General features: G+C 35.1%; 18 protein-coding genes and 1 riboswitch. Of the genes, 13 read left to right on the top strand and 5 right to left on the bottom strand.

Going from position 1 to position 17711, the window contains the following annotated elements:
• Positions 1-255: 255 nt before the first annotated feature.
• Positions 256-2313, bottom strand: coding sequence for a sigma-54 interaction domain-containing protein (locus BLS22_RS04835; RefSeq protein WP_090551099.1), 2058 nt, complete (start codon positions 2311-2313; stop codon positions 256-258).
• Positions 2314-2422: 109 nt separating this feature from the next.
• On the bottom strand, positions 2423-2809 hold the full coding sequence (locus tag BLS22_RS04830; RefSeq protein ID WP_090551096.1) for a hypothetical protein: 387 nt from the start codon (positions 2807-2809) through the stop codon (positions 2423-2425).
• Positions 2810-3035: 226 nt separating this feature from the next.
• Between BLS22_RS04830 and yedE the strand changes: the two genes are divergently transcribed.
• The 3 genes from yedE to BLS22_RS04815 are packed head-to-tail and all read left to right on the top strand — an operon-like array spanning position 3036 to position 4626.
• Positions 3036-4136 (top strand): YedE family putative selenium transporter, encoded by a 1101-nt coding sequence (yedE, locus tag BLS22_RS04825; protein WP_090551093.1) that lies wholly within the window; start codon positions 3036-3038, stop codon positions 4134-4136.
• Positions 4129-4341: a sulfurtransferase TusA family protein gene (locus tag BLS22_RS04820; RefSeq protein ID WP_090551090.1), complete on the top strand. Its 213-nt coding sequence runs from the start codon at positions 4129-4131 to the stop codon at positions 4339-4341. Before yedE ends, BLS22_RS04820 begins: the two co-directional genes overlap by 8 nt.
• A 3-nt stretch (positions 4342-4344) precedes the next feature.
• Positions 4345-4626 (top strand): putative Se/S carrier protein, encoded by a 282-nt coding sequence (locus BLS22_RS04815; protein WP_090551086.1) that lies wholly within the window; start codon positions 4345-4347, stop codon positions 4624-4626.
• 99 nt (positions 4627-4725) lie between these two features.
• Here the strand turns inward: BLS22_RS04815 and BLS22_RS04810 are convergent, their stop codons facing one another.
• Complete coding sequence (locus BLS22_RS04810) at positions 4726-5598, bottom strand: radical SAM protein (protein ID WP_090551083.1); 873 nt, start codon at positions 5596-5598, stop codon at positions 4726-4728.
• 318 nt (positions 5599-5916) lie between these two features.
• Between BLS22_RS04810 and BLS22_RS04805 the strand changes: the two genes are divergently transcribed.
• The 8 genes from BLS22_RS04805 (at position 5917) to BLS22_RS04770 (ending at position 11643) form a co-directional block, all read left to right on the top strand.
• Complete coding sequence (locus BLS22_RS04805; RefSeq protein ID WP_090551080.1) at positions 5917-6399, top strand: iron dependent repressor, metal binding and dimerization domain protein; 483 nt, start codon at positions 5917-5919, stop codon at positions 6397-6399.
• A gap of 82 nt (positions 6400-6481) precedes the next feature.
• Positions 6482-6605: riboswitch (molybdenum cofactor riboswitch) on the top strand.
• A gap of 242 nt (positions 6606-6847) precedes the next feature.
• On the top strand, positions 6848-7753 hold the full coding sequence (locus BLS22_RS04800; protein WP_244269459.1) for an ABC transporter substrate-binding protein: 906 nt from the start codon (positions 6848-6850) through the stop codon (positions 7751-7753).
• Positions 7754-7768: 15 nt separating this feature from the next.
• Positions 7769-8458, top strand: coding sequence for an ABC transporter permease (locus BLS22_RS04795; RefSeq protein WP_330386463.1), 690 nt, complete (start codon positions 7769-7771; stop codon positions 8456-8458).
• Between the two features lie 2 nt (positions 8459-8460).
• Positions 8461-9171 (top strand): ATP-binding cassette domain-containing protein, encoded by a 711-nt coding sequence (locus tag BLS22_RS04790; RefSeq protein ID WP_090551078.1) that lies wholly within the window; start codon positions 8461-8463, stop codon positions 9169-9171.
• Positions 9172-9484: 313 nt separating this feature from the next.
• Complete coding sequence (locus BLS22_RS04785; protein ID WP_090551075.1) at positions 9485-9670, top strand: PspC domain-containing protein; 186 nt, start codon at positions 9485-9487, stop codon at positions 9668-9670.
• 51 nt (positions 9671-9721) lie between these two features.
• Entirely contained in the window at positions 9722-10171 is a 450-nt protein-coding gene (locus tag BLS22_RS04780) for a PspC domain-containing protein (protein ID WP_090551071.1), read from the top strand.
• A complete protein-coding gene (locus BLS22_RS04775; RefSeq protein ID WP_090551068.1) occupies positions 10168-11061 on the top strand; it encodes a LiaI-LiaF-like domain-containing protein in 894 nt (297 codons plus the stop codon). The genes BLS22_RS04780 and BLS22_RS04775 overlap by 4 nt, the downstream gene beginning before the upstream one ends.
• 261 nt (positions 11062-11322) lie before the next feature.
• Positions 11323-11643 carry a YbjQ family protein gene (locus BLS22_RS04770; RefSeq protein WP_090551066.1) on the top strand — a complete coding sequence of 107 codons (321 nt, stop codon included), beginning with the start codon at positions 11323-11325 and terminating at the stop codon, positions 11641-11643.
• A gap of 47 nt (positions 11644-11690) precedes the next feature.
• Here BLS22_RS04770 and BLS22_RS04765 read toward each other — a convergent pair whose 3' ends face one another.
• The gene (locus BLS22_RS04765; protein WP_090551063.1) at positions 11691-13043 is read right to left on the bottom strand and encodes a hypothetical protein; all 1353 of its coding nucleotides are present in this window, start codon (positions 13041-13043) and stop codon (positions 11691-11693) included.
• 192 nt (positions 13044-13235) lie between these two features.
• Between BLS22_RS04765 and BLS22_RS04760 the strand changes: the two genes are divergently transcribed.
• Positions 13236-14363, top strand: a complete 1128-nt coding sequence (locus BLS22_RS04760) for a ParM/StbA family protein (protein ID WP_090551060.1) — start codon at positions 13236-13238, stop codon at positions 14361-14363.
• 16 nt (positions 14364-14379) lie between these two features.
• A complete protein-coding gene (locus BLS22_RS04755) occupies positions 14380-15159 on the top strand; it encodes a hypothetical protein (protein WP_090551057.1) in 780 nt (259 codons plus the stop codon).
• Positions 15160-15281: 122 nt separating this feature from the next.
• On the opposite strand, the gene BLS22_RS04750 is transcribed toward BLS22_RS04755, so the two are convergent.
• A complete protein-coding gene (locus tag BLS22_RS04750; protein WP_176762057.1) occupies positions 15282-17618 on the bottom strand; it encodes an S-layer homology domain-containing protein in 2337 nt (778 codons plus the stop codon).
• Positions 17619-17711: the final 93 nt, after the last annotated feature.

Here is a 17711-nt window from a genome sequence, read left to right as displayed (position 1 = left end):
ATCAACATCTATCTTTAACATAGCCTATTCTTTAAAAATAATAGATAAAGCCTTTGCTCTTCTATATACATGCATTTTTCATGCCAATAAATTGACACAAAGTTTCCCTTTATTTATCAAAAGGTTTACTTTGTGTCAAACAGTTAAAACAATAATCATTTAATAGGTTTAAAATAGATTTATTATTTATATATTCATGGGAATATTATTTGTTTTCCTAGTTCCTCATTCTATTTGAGGTTTAAACGGTCACCATTACAAAGCCAATTCATCGCCAAATAGTGCCATTAAATATTTTTCTCCCTTCTGAGTTACAATGGTTCCATGCTTACCTCTTTTTTTCTTGATAAAATCAAGTCTTTCAAGTTCATCTAGTCTCCCTCGGATTTGGGCTGGGGTCATGGGGTAGGAGGTGATTTTACTGACTTCCGCCAGTTTTTCTCGTCCCACCAGTAGTTTTTTTTGATTCAATTCGTATATTTTCTTTAATAAATATACCATATCTTCTTTTAATACCGGTGGAGGCTCTTTTTCTAGTTCCTTTCCATGATTGGAGGTGGTTATGAAAAAGCCCTTGTCGGGAATATCCTCTATAGTTAAGTGATTATTTTCTCTTACCGCCAGCATATAACTTAAAATATTTTCCAACTCCCTTACATTACCGTACCAATCATACTTAAATAGCTTTCCTAAGGCATCTTCTTGGATAACAATGCTTTCCCCCGACTCAATCTTGATAAAATAATCAATGAGGAGCTGGAGATCTTCTTTTCTTTCCCGTAGTGGTGGGAGCTTCATGTACCCCATTTTCAAGCGATAATATAAATCCTCTCTAAAGGACTTCTCCTTAACCATCTGGGATAAATCTCTATTGGTGGCAGCAATTATTCTTACATCCACAGATTTAATATGGTGACCGCCAATCCGCATTACTTCTTTTTCCTGTAATACCCTTAAAAGTCTAGCCTGTACCTTCATGGAGATATCACCAATTTCATCTAGAAAAATCGTACCTCCATCAGCCTCCTCAAATATCCCTGCCTTACCACCTTTTTTGGCACCAGTAAAGGCTCCTTCTTCATAGCCAAATAATTCACTTTCTATCAGTTCATCTGGAAGAGAACTAAAGTTTACTGCTAAAAAAGGTCCTTTTTTCCTTTTGGACGCATGATGGATAGCGCTGGCAAACAGTTCCTTCCCCGTCCCACTTTCTCCTTCAATTAATATGGTTAAATCTGTAGTGGAAAGCTTTTGAGCAATTTGTTTTACTTTGATGATTTTATTACTACCTCCTATAATATCTTCAAAGGTGTATTTGGCATAGTGACCCTTTTTCATCAGCTCCTGCTTGATTCTATCATTGGTTTCCATTGTTTCCTTAATGCTTTTAAAGGTAGCTATAATATGATTGCTATTGGATAGATATAGCTTTCTGATAAGAATTTCTAGACCGTCTAGAGAAAAGATTTTGTCCCCCTCTATAGACTTATCCATTAGAAATCTCAACAGGGCTTTGTTATAGATAACTTCTTTTGTATTTTTCCCAGTAGGATTGCTATTAGCAATCTTCAACATCCTTTTCAAATTCTCATTTAAAACACTGATGGAGCCCTGTAAATCATAGACCAACAGCCCATCATTTAAGCCATCTAGTACAAGGCTTAGATGTTCATTGAGATGGGCTATTTCATTGGTAAATTGTGCTAAGCGCTTTGCCATATTAATAATTTTTTCTAAATATTTATCGGATAAATCCTCCGCCTTATAATCTAGAAGGTTAAGTTGATATAGGATTTTTGTGATGGTGGTAAAATCCATAATCCTCGGTCCTATATCCACAATCTTTTTAATAAAGCTGGGAACCTTGTCTATCTCCCCAGGGGTAATGGCAATATCTATATCCGTCTTTACTTCATCCATCCCGGGAAAATAGGGTGTAAACTTTAAGTAATCCACCCCAAGCTTTTGGAGGATATAAATCCCTTCATGGGCAGAGGCTTGGGCGTCGTTAACAAATAGTACCTCCCTTCCCTTAGGAAGCAGAACAATTTCGTCTATACAATCATAGCTGATGGTTCTTTGGGCAACGACGATGTCGCACCCATCCCCCAGTAGCTCCAAATTCATTAATTCCTCCTGAACAAGATAACTAGACAAAACAACCAAACCCTCTGTAACCCTATTGGGTATTCCCTCATCGATGGCATAGCTCTTGATCGTTACCATATCTGAGAGATATTCCTGTAGCTGTTTTGTTAGGGTTAGTCTTGTTTGTTCTGTGCCTGTAATCAGTGTAAGTTTTTTTCTAGGCATTTTTTCACCGCCTTTTATCCATATGTGCATCATCTTAAAATTCAATATTTTCTACTGTATTACTTCTCTTTTAAAGAACAATTACCTGCTTTTAGATGGAAATTTACCTTTAATAGCTATGAACCTCATATTCAATGTAATCCTTTTGTATAGATAAAAATTTAATATGTTTTATAGGGAAAAATTTATTATAACATCTACAGTCTTCTTCCTTATACTCTACCACCAACTCTTCTATAATACCGAAAAAACCTTCAAATCTAACCTTTTCTCCAATCTCAATATTAATACTCATATTTACGCTACACAACCCTATCCCGGATTGTGGGGACCCTATTTTATAACAATACATTAGATGAACTTTGTAATTATTTTCTCCTAATTCCTCAGCTCCCAAAAAGTGTATTTTATAATTTTCCTGTTTTTTGCTGGAATGTAGAATAATATGACCTAAAAAACCCTTCTTCTTCCACACATAATTTTTTCTTCTCTCCATCCTATCTCCCCCTTCCCTTTTAAAATATTCGGTGTGAAAGAACATATTAACTTTTATTAACGCCTTCTATTTATAAAGTCTCTAAACCCCAGTTTATTTAACCATTGATTACCCTATAGAAATTCTCTATCTATTTATAACCATTTATTGTAAATTTTAATTTTTAAGTTTGTTAAAAAATTAATATAATGACAGTGAAGGAAAGATGAAATGGAGGGAAACAAAAATGAACCAAGAAAAAGGAAAAATTATTGCATCAGGAGGCTTGATAGGTTTATTGGCAGCGATTTTAGTAAAGTTCGGCAATCCCGTGAACATGGGAATCTGTGTAGCCTGTTTTTTTAGGGACATAGCAGGAGGCTTAGGTTTACATAGGGCTGCCATTGTTCAGTATTTGAGACCAGAAATTCCAGGCTTTATTTTAGGAGCCTTCGGAATGGCCAAGGTCAAGGGAGAGTTTAAGGCTAGAGGTGGTTCTGCTCCCCTACTTCGATTTATTCTAGGTTTCTTTTTAATGATTGGTGCCCTAGTATTTTTAGGCTGTCCTTTAAGGATGATCCTTCGTCTTGCCAATGGAGATTTAAATGCCTTTATTGGTTTATTTGGCTACGTTGCAGGAATTTGGATAGGTATTCAGTTTTTAAAGAGGGGCTTTACCCTGGGTAAAAGTTCTAAACAAGCTGATGTAGGTGGGTATACCACACCTGCTTTTGCAATAGCTATCCTAGTTTTATTGTTAACAGCTCCAGCCTTTATTTTCTTTAGTGAAAGTGGTCCTGGATCTATGACAGCACCGATAATATTAGCACTGGGGGCTGGATTAGCTGTGGGGGCTGTTTTACAAAGAACAAGACTATGCACAGCCGGGGGTATTCGTGACATCATTTTAATCAAGGATTTTCATTATCTATGGGGACTTATTGGAATATTTTTATTTACACTTATTGGAAACCTTATTTTCAACTTTGAAACCTTTAAAATTGGGTTTGAAGGTCAGGCTATAGCCCACAATGATCATGTATGGAACTTTCTAGGAATGACTTTAGCTGGAATAGCAGCAGTATTTTTAGGGGGATGTCCCTTAAGACAGACAATATTGGCTGGTGAGGGAGACACAGATGCAGCTATAACTATCTTTGGGTTAATGGTGGGAGCTGCCTTTGCCCATAATTTTGCCTTGGCAGCAAGTCCTCAAGGGGTTGGCCTAAATGGTAAAATTGCTGTCATTATTGGACTTCTTGTTGTTTTAACCATCGGTTATAGTGTTGTAAAGAGTGTAAACAAAGAGAGATCTACTGTTAAAGGAGGTATTGGTACCAATGTATAAAATTATTGATGCTAGAGGAAGATCCTGTCCAGAGCCAGTTGTAATGACAAAGCAAGCTATTGAAAATTTTGTTGAAGAAGGTCTCCAAGTATTAGTGGACTCAATGGTGGCAGTAGAAAACATTAGACGTTTTGTTTTAAATCAAGGCCTTCATGTGGATATAGAAGAATCAGGTGATGGATATGCTTTACTAATAAAGAAATAGGTGATGATTTTGAAGGATTATTATTGTGTACTGACCTTTCATACCACCCATCATGCTTTAAACACAGAAAAAGTACTAAAAGAAAATAATGTAGCTGTAAAACTAATGCCAGTACCAAGAAAAGTCAGCTCCAGCTGTGGTATAGCTGCAGAATTTCCCTGTGAATTAAAAGAGGCTGTATTAAATATTTGTAATAGCCACCACATTGAGCTTGACCAGGTCCATAAAATACAAAAAGATAGTAAACATAATTGGTTTGCTAAGCTATTAAATACTGCTAAATAAATAAAAAGCATAGGAAGAATTCAGTCCTTTCTATGCTTTTTATCTTTACCACAGTTGTATATGACACATTCTCCTGTCAATATTAAGTTGATACCCTATCTATAGTCTTCTAAGTCCTTCATACTTGTAATCTTCATCTTCTCCATCTATCACTGCCCTTATTTCCTGTAGTAGTCTTTCCTTATCCTGGGGAAGGGTCCCAGCCAATGCCACATAATTAGAAGCATGGTTGCTTCTAAAAATACAATTTTCTACCTTAAGGCTTTTTAAAAGTTCTTCTGTTTCCATCATCACTTCCTGAGGACTTAATAATTGAAACCTGCCCTCTTGAATCTCCCTATGGATTTCGGTATGGGGGTCTACCAATAGGGTTAATAGTCCTAAATAATCGGGATTGATGACATTGATTACCTTAGCAGATTCTATAGCATGTTCCCTCCAGTTTTCCTTCCCACCTAATCCAGATATCAGGGTAATGGATAATTTTATACCCGATGCTACAATCCTCTGTCCTGCCTCCACCATCTCCTTGGCATTAACCCCTTTTTTAATATTCCTTAGGATTCTATCACTACCAGATTCCACACCTAGATAAGCAATAGCCAGGCCACAATCCCTTAATTCCTTCAGTTCTTCCCCACTTTTTCTTAAAATATCCTTAGGACTGCTATAAATTCCTACCCGCTCACATTCAGGGAACAGTTCTTGAATTTTTAAGAGGATTCCTTTTAAATCCTGGTTTTTTAATACTAAGGCATTACCATCGGCTAAAAAAATTCTCTTTACTTTTTCATAGTGATTTCTTGCCCTATGTAAGTCCTCTATAATCTCTTCCAAGCTTCGTATGCGAAAGTTTTTATCCTTGTACATACTGCAAAAAGTACATTGGTTATGGGAGCAACCAATGGTTACCTGTATGATTAGACTATAGGCCTCACTAGGTGGTCGATATACACTTCCTTCATATCTCATAGCTTCTCTCCTTACTTTCTTATAAAATAGTTTTTTATTATTATTTTCTAATCAAGATTATACATAATATATCTCTATTTTTCAAATTTACAGAATTAATTAAAAGTAGTTTCCTGAGGTCTTCTTTCATATATAGATTAAGTAATGAAACACCTATCTGCAAAAGAGAGGTATATCCATGATAATTTAAGATGAAGAACGATGTCTATGATATCTAAAGTCTTCCTATCTCTAACTTATGAAAACTTTAAAAAGTGTTATGAATATAATGCAAAAAAAAACATAATATTAAATAAAATATTAAGGGTGTGATTTTCCATGAAGAATGGAGAGAAATATCGTACAGTCAGGGGCTATGAATTATTAAAAAGAGAAAAAAAACAACTAAGCCATAGTATGGAGGATTATCTTGAGATGATTTATCGTCATGCCATGAAGGATGGTTATGTAAGGATGAATGTTTTGGCCCAAAACTTGAATGTCCAAGTCTCCTCTGCCACTAAAATGGTTCAAAAGCTAACAGAGCTGGGTTTTTTAGATTATAAGAAATATGGTATTATTCATTTGACAGATAAAGGAAAAGAATTAGGCTGTTCTCTATTCCATCGTCATAACATTGTATCCCAGTTCCTCAAGATTTTAGGGGTTCAGGAAAAAATCTTGACCAACACAGAAACAATTGAGCATGGTATCAATTTTAATGTCCTTAAGTATATTGATGCCCTAAATAATTTCTTCATTGCCAATCCTGATATTAAAGAACGATTTAAAGAATATAAGCAAAATCAATTTCATGATTAAAATGGATAACTTTTTAGAATATTTTAAATAATATGTGTTAATTTGTTGACAGTCCCCTTAAAGTTCATTAAAATATATACTATACATTAAATATCTCCGAGTCTATTATTCCTAATAAGCATATTTCTTAATGGAGGATAGACCGAAGGGTATCATTGGAAACAATGGTGCCTCCCATAGTGGAAAGGAGTTTTATAGGAAGCAGTACTCTACTGTTTGCTAATGAAAATGCCTTTTCTAAGGCGTTTTTTTATTGCTTTCTGCCTTAGTCTCCTTCCCTATGATAGGAGTGTTTTTTATGTATAAAATAGTATAGGGAGGTGGCAGTAGGTTAAAGCTTTAAAACCGATAGACAAGCTTAACATAACTTAGTACATAAAATGAAACTTAATTCAGGGAGAGTTTTTATTCTCACTGAAGGATAAAAAATTAGAAACGGGGGATAATTATGAACTTTAAGAAAAGTAGGGCTTTTTTCATTTTAACTTTTATGATAGTATTAATGATGATATTTGTTGGATGTACAAATCCACAGGATACATCGGCTGCTGATACCGATACTGAAGAAACAAATGGTGTGGAAAACGAGACGCCAACCACTGCTAATACCACCCTTCTGTTATCTACTACAACTAGTACAGACAACAGCGGTTTGTTAGATTATATCCTCCCTGCCTTCACAGAAGCCACTGGAATAGAAGTAAAGGTTATAGCAGTAGGGACAGGACAAGCCCTACAGATGGGTAAGGACGGAGATGCGGATGTGTTATTGGTCCATGCTAAGGCTTCAGAGGAAGAATTTGTTGCTGAAGGTCATGGCTTAGAACGTTTTGATGTCATGTACAATGATTTTGTACTTATAGGCCCTACAGATGATCCTGCTGGTATTTCTACTAATGCTCCACAGGATATACTAGAGGCTTTTAAGTTAATTCATGAAAAAAAAGCTACCTTTGTTTCTAGAGGAGATGACTCAGGAACCCATAAGATGGAGTTAAACCTTTGGAAGGAATTAAACCTTGAGCCCTCTGGCAGTTGGTATGTAGAAGCTGGGCAAGGCATGGGGGCTGTTATTCAAATGACGGATGAGCTTCAAGGCTATACATTGACAGATAGAGCAACCTATTTATCCATGAAAAATGATTTAGATTTAATCGTCGTTACTGAAGGAGATACAAAACTCTTTAACCAATATGGGGTCATTGCTGTTAATCCTGATAAAAATGATAAAATCAATGATGAAGGAGCACAACTATTTGTCGAATGGATTCTTTCAGAAAAAGCACAAAGTTTAATTGGTGAATTCGGCAAAGACACCTTTGGAGAATCATTGTTTGTACCAAATGCAAAATAGTTAGGGGGACATAAGGTGAGGGAAATAAGTATAGGATTTAAACAAGCGATAGAATTGTTGTTTTCAATGGATAAAGAGGTATATGATGTTATCTTTTTATCTCTATACGTTTCCCTCCTCTCCACCTTTATTTCCACCCTTATTGGTACTCCTCTCGGCATCATTATGGGGACAAAGTCCTTTCCCTTCAAAAAAGTGATGATTCGCTTCATTTATACAGCCATGAGTCTCCCACCAGTGATTGTTGGCTTAGTGGTTTTTTTAATGTTATCCCGCCGGGGGCCCTTAGGTTTTCTAGACCTAATTTTCACCCCTACCGCCATGATTATTGCTCAAATATGTCTTATTGCTCCTATCATTACTGGCATCGTTTATAACGGAACAAAAGAAAGGGGTTATGATATAAAAAACCTAGCAAAAACCCTAGGTGCCAATAAAACCCAAACCTTAATTCTCCTGATGAAGGAGCTTCGTATTAATATATTTACTGGTATTGTCTCAGGCTACGGTAGAGCCATCTCGGAGGTAGGTGCTGTTATGATTGTTGGCGGCAACATTAAGGGTCATACCAGAGTTATGACGACAACCATTGCTATGCTTAGAAACCAAGGGGATTATGGTACCGCCATTGCCATAGGAATTGTATTATTGTTGTTATCTTTTATTGTCAATTCTCTACTATATCATTTTCAACAGGGTGATTAACTATGAATGTTACTATTTCTGCTTTAACCAAATACTATGAAAATAAATGTATTTTAAATATAGATGACTTTACGATAGATAGTGGTGCCCTGCTGGGTATCATTGGTCCTAATGGAGCTGGAAAAAGTACGCTAGTAAAGATACTAGCAGGGCTAGACACCCCTTCTTCTGGAGAAATTAAATATAATGATGAGGCTTTTAGTGCTGATATTTTAAGAAATATGACCATGGTCTTTCAAAAACCCTATCTTCTTAGAACTTCTGTTTTTAACAACATTGCTTATCCCTTAAAAATCAGAGGTGTTCATCCTAAAGAAATAGCTCATCGGGTAGAGGCTTTAATCCAAGAAATGGGACTAAAAGCCATTGCCCATCAAAATGCCTGGACCCTTTCAGGGGGTGAAGCCCAAAAAGTTGCGCTGGCTAGGGCCATCATTTTTCGCCCTTCCCTTCTGATTTTAGATGAACCAACGGCTAATATAGACCCTGCTTCTATTTTGATGATGGAAAAAACAATCAAGAATTTTTATGCACAATGTTCTCCTACCATTATTATTGTAACCCATAATATCCAACAGGCTAAACGAATATGTAAGGAAGTGGCCTTTATGCACTATGGCCAAGTGTTAGAAAGAGATGAAACAAAGGCCCTTATCTATCATCCTACAAATCCTACAGTACAGGGTTTCATAGAAGGGGAATTGATTTTATAAAAAAGTCTTCCTTTGGAAAATTCATTGGTGGACTTTAGGTGAAACAACTAAGGGATTAACACAATTTAGCAAGCTAAATTGGTTACCTGCTTATTTTGAAACCAATAAGCGAAATTATATTTATCCACAAGATAGTATTATATATAATTTCCTATTGCTTATAAATTACCACAGGAGAACTGTGGTATTGTTTTTTGCATATACTATCATGTAATATTTTGTAATGAAAAATTAGTTTGTTGCAATATAAAACACCCCTGTTTTATGTTATGATAAAAGTATAAAAGGAATATATTTAGAAGGGAGCTTTACTATGACAAAAAGATTATATCGTTCTGAAGCCGATCAGAAAATAGCTGGTGTATGCGGAGGGATCGCCGAGTATTTTAACATTGATTCTACTCTAGTAAGATTGGGCTGGGTTGTCTTTTCTTTAATGGGGGGTTCTGGTATATTGGCTTATATTATTGCCATCATCATCATGCCCCGCAGATACTAATTTATTTACTTTTTTAAAGTTGATATTAAGAAGGGAGAAGGAAAAAGTTCTATGGGCAAAAAAATTTATTTATCTGAAAGAGACAAAAAAATTTCCGGTGTATGTGGAGGAATCGCAGAGTACATCGATGTAGATCCTACCATAATTCGCTTGGCATGGGTATTTTTTGCTATTTTTGGTGGCGCTGGCATAATAGCCTATATTATTGCTGCTATCATCATCCCTAAAAACCCCTATTACCACAGGGTTTCTCAGGAGGGACTAGAAGAATCTGAAGAGAATGTAGAAAAAAATCATCCTACATCAAATTACGAAACCAATGATAATAGCCGATGGGTTCTTGGCGTATTATTGATTTTACTGGGGGCCTTCTTTTTTACCCGTAACTTTTTTCCACAGTTTCCTTGGTATTTGTTTCAATTTAGATTTATATTCAAAAATTTCTGGCCTGCTATTTTGATTGTCCTTGGTATCTTTACCATTATTAATGGAAGGAAGTGATTACCATTAATATCGAAAAATTAACCGACGGTATTCTATTGATTGGTATCGGCCTTCTGTTTTTGTTAAGTAACTTAGGTATCATTAACTGGTCAATTTTTGGTGTTCTTTTTCGGATTTGGCCTTTATTTTTAGTTGTAGCTGGTATCAATATTATTTTTAAAAATCGACCCATCGTCACCCTTATTACATGGATTTTATTTTTTGCCATCTTCCTTTCCTATGGCTTTGTATTTCAAGAAAGACATGAAATAAGAAATATTGGAAATTATGAAGAGGTTATTATAGAAAAATATGAAGAAACTACTAAAGGAAAGATTAACTTGAAATTTGGTGGAGCTAAGGTTGATATCAACGGTAATGACCGTCATTTAGTGGATGCTTGTATTAATCCTGCTCTAATTCGAAGTGATTTTAGATTTAAAGATGATAAAAAGGAAGTTATTGTTGACTTTGATGCTACAGGAAATGTAGTCCACCATATAGGTTCTTCTTCAGAACACTATAGCCTTCAATTTCATGAGGATGTAGTTTGGACTATTGCAGGTAGTGTTGGTGCCGTGGCAGGGGATTTTGATTTATCTGATCTTAAAATTGCCGCTTTAGATCTAGATATTGGTGCAGGACACATAAAGCTAACTTTAGGTACAGAATATGAAAAATCCGATATAAAAATTAGTGCCGGTGCCTCAAATATTAATGTCATCGTTCCCAAGGATGCTGGGGTGGCCATAAGATTAGAGGGATTAGTCAGCAAAGGTAATGTAACTGCACTGGGATGGAAAAAAAACGGAGATTACTACTACTCCCCCAACTATCAGGAGGCTTCATCAAAGCTTTATCTTGATGTAAGTATGGGTGTGGGGAACTTTAATATTACTGTTAAATAATTCTTTTCCTTAGGCTGTGTTAAAGATAGATATTTGTATTGTACAAATAAAACTATGACAACATATTGGGGGATTGTCCCTATGAGGATGGGTAAGAGTCTTAGATCCTTCGGTTTCCTCAGGATGACAGAATTCAACAATTCATAGAATATAAAAATCAACAATAGCCTTTAACAGAACCTTTCTTTTAAATATAAGATAACAGCTTTATCCTTTAAAAATTTAGGGTAACCTATAAATGATAAAAAAAGGAGTGACAGTATGATTATTTGTAATACCCCTGAGGTTGCAGGCAAAGAAATTACAGAAGTATTGGGCTTAGTAAAGGGTAATACCATCAAGGCAAAGCATATCGGTAAGGATATTATGTCGGGATTACGTCAAATTGTTGGTGGAGAACTAAAGGAATACACACAGATGCTGGATGAGGCTAGGGATACAGCTATGACACTGATGGAAAAAGAAGCTCAAAGGCTGGGGGCCGATGGGATTGTCAATATTCGTTTTTCCACTTCGGCTGTCATGCAGGGTGCTGCAGAGATTATGGTCTATGGTACTGCAGTGAAATTAAAGGATAAGTAACGTAAAAAGACAAACTGGACTGAGGTTTATTCCGTTTGTCTTTTATATTATTTTTGTAAAAACCTTAAAGTCCCCATTATTCTATTGGATTGTCTAAACATACTAAAATTACCAGCATACTTATATAAAGCTTTATAGGTATCTTTAAAACAATGATGCTGTAGTACTCTATGAAAGCATTCTTTTAGATAATCCCCAATACTCATTTCCTCCAGTTCCACATAAGGTATATCATTAATGTATTTATACAAATACTCTATATTCCTTCTATAGCTATAGGCTACATTATTGATAATACTACTTTTGGTAGAGATATTGTTTATGATGGCCCCCATGGTCTTCTTACTATAGGGTATCTCAAAGGTTTTACTATTCAGGTCCACTAATGGTATTAGTTTTTTATTACTTAGTTTCTCAAAGATCAGTTTTTCTTCTATGGTTTTTAAGTTAAAGGCACAATTTATTATTTTATTGTAAATCAATGCTATAGTTGAATTGTCATGGATTCCTATCTCTCCAAAGGTTATGAGAATATGCTTGGTAATATTTATTTTTGTAGGAATAAAATCGTGAACAATAAATATCTTTTGTGCCATTTTAAATAGCTCTCTACCACTGTCTAGGGTCTTCATATCTGTATTTACAAAAACATAATCATAGGTTTTTGTAAATTCTCTTAATCCTGCTGATAAGTTTTTTAAACCTTCAGGGGTCTTGACATATTCACTAGAACATCTATAGACATCTACTAAGTCCTTTGATTTCATTGGAGATTTTTCTTGGTAATTCCTCTTCCTGGAGTGAAAATGATTTAAGGAGTAAATATTAGGGAAATAGGTCATGAGCTTGCAGTCCTCTGTGAAATCTATTAACCCTATCCTTTTTCCTTTATCATTACAAGATTCTGTCAAGGCGGAAAGGATTGAAGTTTTGCCAGTATTGCCAGGTCCAATAAAAATAAACAAGTTTTTTATTTTTTTAAATAAAGAACTCTCTTCTTCCTCCTTTAACCTTTTGGCTTCCTTATTAATGATTTCCAATTTAATCAATTTATTGTTATCAAGCCTCTGTAAAAGTTCTATGCATAGCTGTGTATCATGACTAATTAAAGCAGCATCCTTTATTAATTTCACATTTATATCTACACCTAAAGGTAAAAGGTGGTTGAAAAGTTCAAAAACAATATCTTTAATGCTATTATCTGAAAGATCTATAATAATCCTATAATAGTCTGCCTTATCTATATTCACTACGTTACTAATTCCCATAAGATTGTATAAAGCATCATTATCTTCGTTAAACCGCTGCATATAATTATTATAATAGTTTAGTGAAGATACCCCCGTTGTTATAATACATCCCTTTGAAGCATCCTTGCTTTTATTATCAACTACCTTCATCATTTTCCCCCCTTCTTCTACAATAAACAAACCTATATATTTGAAAATATCACCTATTGAAGAAAAACACAACAAATTGTAAAAAATTGTTACTTTTGACCTATAGGATAATTATGGTTATATAAGATATATTTTACATAAGCATAATAGATGAAATAATAATTTTTTATAGGATACAAGGGAGGATTGCTCATGAAGAATAGAATAAGACTGTATGTAGATGGAGGCAATAGATTAACTAAGATAATGGAGGAGGCAAAAAAACCCTTCAGTTTTCCAACTATTATCTCTGAACCTGGTATGGAGTTAAGTTATGGAACAAGCTTTGATTTGTTTGACTTACACCCTACTACTACAAATATAGATTTTAACAATATGTTGGTGGAAATTATCAAAGATGGTGAATCGTTGGGAAAAAAACTCGTAGGTAGAGCTGCAGAAAATAAAGGGGTTTTAATAAGGGATAGAAATAGATATGAAAAGAAATCCAATGATGAAGTGATTCTATTTTGTCTATTAACGGGAATTGCTTCTAATCTTGTGAAATATGAAAAAGATCAACAACCCATCGATATTACCATCAATCAGCCCTTAGTAGAATACGTAGCTAATCAAAAGAACCTCTCTAACCTATATGGTGAAAAATTGAAGGGAAATGTAAAGGTTCTATATTATAACACCAGTAACACTTCAGAGGTTATTAAGGAAGCAACCTATGATATTGAGAATATCACCCTCTGTCCCGAAGGCATTGCCCCCTTTTTTCATCATGCAGTCAATGAAAATGGTACTTTAAAGGAAGCTTATACAAAGGATAAAAAGACAGTTGTTTTTGATATAGGCTCAGGTCAAATCAATATTGCTGCCTTCGATGGCCTCAAAACTGTAGGGGTGAATACCTTTGAAAAAGGCATGATGGATTGCTATGAAAAAATATCTATGATGCTTTTTAACAATTTTCGAGAAAAGCTGGATAGAAAACCCTATACCTATGATATCGACAATATGATTCGATATCATAATAAAATTCTTAAGGGCAAAAAGGGTGAGGGTATTAATACCTCCAATATCGTAGAAAATGTTTTTGACACCTTTGCCTATGAACTTAACAAAGATTTTAGAGAATTTGTCAAAACAAAATTTATTGGAAACTGTGATACAGCAATTTTTTGTGGTGGCGGTAGTGAAATTCTCTTTCCATATTTAGACCACTATCTTAGTAATGATTTTACTTGTATTAAAAGTGATACTGGAGAATATCACAATGTCATTGGCAGTATGTACTATAGAATCTATAAAGATGCAGCCAGTAACCTTTAAAAGGTAGGTGTTAAATTTGTTAATAAATGTTTCAGAAAAACCAGTTATCTTCATAGAGAATGGGAAATTTTTCGGTACATTAAAGGGGTTTATTTTTAATCAAAATAAGCTAGCTTTTGTCTACTGTAAAGCTCAAGAGAAGTATGTCTACATTCCTATAGAACAAGTTGTTATGGGGTCAGATGCAGTTATGTTAAAAAATAGCTATAGGGAATCCCTTCTATCTGTCTCATCTAAACCTGAAATCTATACCCTGCAAGGAGAAAAAATAGGTGAAGCTTGTGGAGTAGAATTTGATGAGGATTTTCAAGTAGCTGCAATCCATACAACAGATACCCGTATAGAGAAGGATGATATTTTATCTATGGATCATATCATTATAATTAATTCTAAAAAAGTCAGCCCCACCTCTGCTTCTTCATCACCTGGAGCCTACCCCGTGGAAAATAGTCTAGACCTTCTTAATCAAGAGTTGTCCCTAGACAATGATCCTATGGATACTACAGAGATCCCTGCTGAAGAACATGAAGGTATAGAGACTATACAGGAAGTGTTGGAGGATACTACCGTGACAGAAGAATTGCAAATTTCACAAGAGGTTACTTCCAGTATAGAGGTGCAAATTGAAAGCTCCATAGACCCAAGATATAACTATCTACTAGGTAAGGAACTAATTGAAGATATTTTAATAGCTGATAGTACCTTTTCTAAAGGAAATATCATTGATGCTAATCTAATACAGCTTGCTATGGATAATAATGCTATAGTTAAAGTCATCATGAATGCAGAGGATTAAAGAAAAAACACCCCTTTTTTCTTTATATTAAAGGAGAATACCTCCGATAAAAGGTATTCTCCTTCTAATGTTTAGTAGAATATCTTAAAGATCTCTTTAAGATATTGAGAATCTGCTTACAATTAATTTTTTAATAAATGGTAAAGTATGCTGACAAATTCTCCCCTAGTAAATACTTTGTCGGGCTGAAAAGCTCCTTCACTGTTTTTATCAGCAAAGATATTATAATACTTAGCCAAAGCCACATAGCCTCTATCTTCTTTTGGGATATCCCCTTTATCTGTATAGGGTACTTGGAAAATCTCTGTAAACTGTGCCAATTCCTTTTGTCCCATGGCATTTAACAACCACTGGGTACTCTCGATTTTTGTTATAGTTTCTTCAGGTTGAAAATAGCCGTCACCCTTTTCAAGGATTTTATTTTCTATTGCTGCCTCCACATAAATATAGTAGGGATCATCCTTATCTAGGTCCTTAAAGTAAGGTTGCTTTTCATCATTCTTGTATCCATAACCTTTATTTAGATAATAGAATCTTCCCCTCCAGCCCATCTCCACAATCCATTTTAAGGCATCCTTCCTCAGGAGGGTTCCATCAGGTTGGAAATACAGGGTATCTTCCTTAAGGATTCCCATTTTATCCATAAGTAAAATTTCCTTCTTATAGGGACTACTTTGTATATCTTTAAATTCATGGATAGATAGGTTTTCCTCCACATATTCCTCCCCGTTGTAATCTAAAAACTTACCATTTCCAGCATCAATATAGTGGAAATAGAAATCCTTGATACTATAGACAGGTATCAGTTCTTTCATGGGAATATCTAGTCTTCTACTATTAAAGGCCTCTTGATTCCTTAGCTGAATCAAATATTTTTCAAAGCCTACTGTATCATAAAACTTCTTTTCTATCATGTTTTTTTCAACAATTTTAGTAGGGGTTTGGATCTCCACATCATTCCATCTATAATTTAACTCCAATATTTCTCCAGTATTATATTGATAGGTGACGTTAATATAGTTTTCCTCATAGGGTATCCCTTCAATGTATCTAGGGGAAGTAAAATATACAATAGCTTCTGTTGTCATTTGGGGTTGTCTTTTAAATTTCACCTCTCCGCCTTTAACATGGGGAAACATGGTTTTAATCCTTTCCTCTACTTCTTTTCTGACCTTTTCTTCATCCAATAGAGGTAGCTGACTTTTATCTGTATTTTTAACATTCCCTACTTCCTCTTCATAAACCTCCATGGGGACTTTCCCATCCATCATATCTTTTTTCAGTGAATTTAACTCTAATCCATCTCTTTCATAGGGTTTTACTTCCCTAGGCTCTTTGCTATAGCTAGCGGTGATGATGTTGCCCTTTTCTCCATCAACAGTGGTGTTGAGGGATTTTCCACTTTCTTCATCATACCAGTATATATTCCAAAACTTACCCTTCATACGGTGATAATAATTAGAATAGTGACTGTTTTGCACCTGTAGTCCAGTTATATCCAACTCCCTAGCTAATGTCTCCAATACAGCCTTCTCTACTTTTTCCTTTGATAAAATCCCCTCTTCTGGAATTACTTCACCTCCGTCATAGTTCATCGTCTCCTTCGTAGCCATTTGATCAGCACCATAAGATCTAGGACCATAGAACTGACCTCCAGTATAAAGCTCCTCTTGCTTTAAAAGTCTTCCCTCTACAGCATGGATTTTATCAGATTCTTTAGGATTATATACATATACTGGGGTTAGAGTAGGTTTCGTTACCTCACCCTTATTATTCTTATAGAGGGCCACATATTTTAAAGCAAGCCTTTCCTCTGACTCAAAGACTTGTCGAGCCTTTGTCTCTGTAATTAAGGATTTTTTATTAGCATAGGTAGCTTCGTCCCATCGCATTTCGTAGCCTGTAACTTTACCATTAACACCAGATACCTGGACACGAAAATAGTTGTTAGGGAAAAACTCTTCTCCTAGCTTACGAACAAATAAAAAGTGATAGTTATCTCCTTCATAAGCACTTCTCGCCATATCGTAGATGATAAAGGAGGGAGCCTTTGCTGTTACTTCCTCTGTCTCTTTATATTTCTGTGGCTCTAGAGTTTGAATAAACTTAACAGCGGTTTTCTTTGCATCCTCCGCCATAATTGTAATTGCTCCTTCATAATTGGTGGCGTCCCAATTATGGTAGTTGGTAATTTCTCCTGTGTCAGCACTGATGGCCACATGAATCCTTTCATTTTCTCCTTGGAATTGTAAACTCCAAAACTTCTTTTCCTGTAAATCTCTGGTGAACAAATTGGCATAGTCTAGATTTATTTCTTTATCTATGTTCAGCTTTGTTCGAACCAACTCTTCTATTTCTGTCTTTGTATAAATAGATGAAACTTCTACAGCATGGGTAATGCCACTAAATACGGTAAATAGCAATGTGAAAATTAAAACCATGGACACCAGTCTTTTCATTTTTTGCTCCTCCTCACATTTGAAAATCATATAAATTTTCCTCATGTATATAGACGAAAAACATGGTAAAATGTTCCTTAATATCCATGTTTT

It is taken from the genome of Natronincola ferrireducens (assembly GCF_900100845.1).
GTDB lineage: Bacteria > Bacillota > Clostridia > Peptostreptococcales > Natronincolaceae > Natronincola_B > Natronincola_B ferrireducens.
This window is presented reverse-complemented; position numbering and strand designations above follow the sequence as displayed.

Coding starts and splice junctions, on each gene's coding strand:
- BLS22_RS04835 (WP_090551099.1), bottom strand. CDS start 2,313: ATGCCTAGAAAAAAACTTACACTGATTACAGGCACAGAACAAACAAGA.
- BLS22_RS04830 (WP_090551096.1), bottom strand. CDS start 2,809: ATGGAGAGAAGAAAAAATTATGTGTGGAAGAAGAAGGGTTTTTTAGGT.
- yedE (WP_090551093.1), top strand. CDS start 3,036: ATGAACCAAGAAAAAGGAAAAATTATTGCATCAGGAGGCTTGATAGGT.
- BLS22_RS04820 (WP_090551090.1), top strand. CDS start 4,129: ATGTATAAAATTATTGATGCTAGAGGAAGATCCTGTCCAGAGCCAGTT.
- BLS22_RS04815 (WP_090551086.1), top strand. CDS start 4,345: ATGATTTTGAAGGATTATTATTGTGTACTGACCTTTCATACCACCCAT.
- BLS22_RS04810 (WP_090551083.1), bottom strand. CDS start 5,598: ATGAGATATGAAGGAAGTGTATATCGACCACCTAGTGAGGCCTATAGT.
- BLS22_RS04805 (WP_090551080.1), top strand. CDS start 5,917: ATGAAGAATGGAGAGAAATATCGTACAGTCAGGGGCTATGAATTATTA.
- BLS22_RS04800 (WP_244269459.1), top strand. CDS start 6,848: ATGAACTTTAAGAAAAGTAGGGCTTTTTTCATTTTAACTTTTATGATA.
- BLS22_RS04790 (WP_090551078.1), top strand. CDS start 8,461: ATGAATGTTACTATTTCTGCTTTAACCAAATACTATGAAAATAAATGT.
- BLS22_RS04785 (WP_090551075.1), top strand. CDS start 9,485: ATGACAAAAAGATTATATCGTTCTGAAGCCGATCAGAAAATAGCTGGT.
- BLS22_RS04780 (WP_090551071.1), top strand. CDS start 9,722: ATGGGCAAAAAAATTTATTTATCTGAAAGAGACAAAAAAATTTCCGGT.
- BLS22_RS04770 (WP_090551066.1), top strand. CDS start 11,323: ATGATTATTTGTAATACCCCTGAGGTTGCAGGCAAAGAAATTACAGAA.
- BLS22_RS04765 (WP_090551063.1), bottom strand. CDS start 13,043: ATGAAGGTAGTTGATAATAAAAGCAAGGATGCTTCAAAGGGATGTATT.
- BLS22_RS04760 (WP_090551060.1), top strand. CDS start 13,236: ATGAAGAATAGAATAAGACTGTATGTAGATGGAGGCAATAGATTAACT.
- BLS22_RS04750 (WP_176762057.1), bottom strand. CDS start 17,618: ATGAAAAGACTGGTGTCCATGGTTTTAATTTTCACATTGCTATTTACC.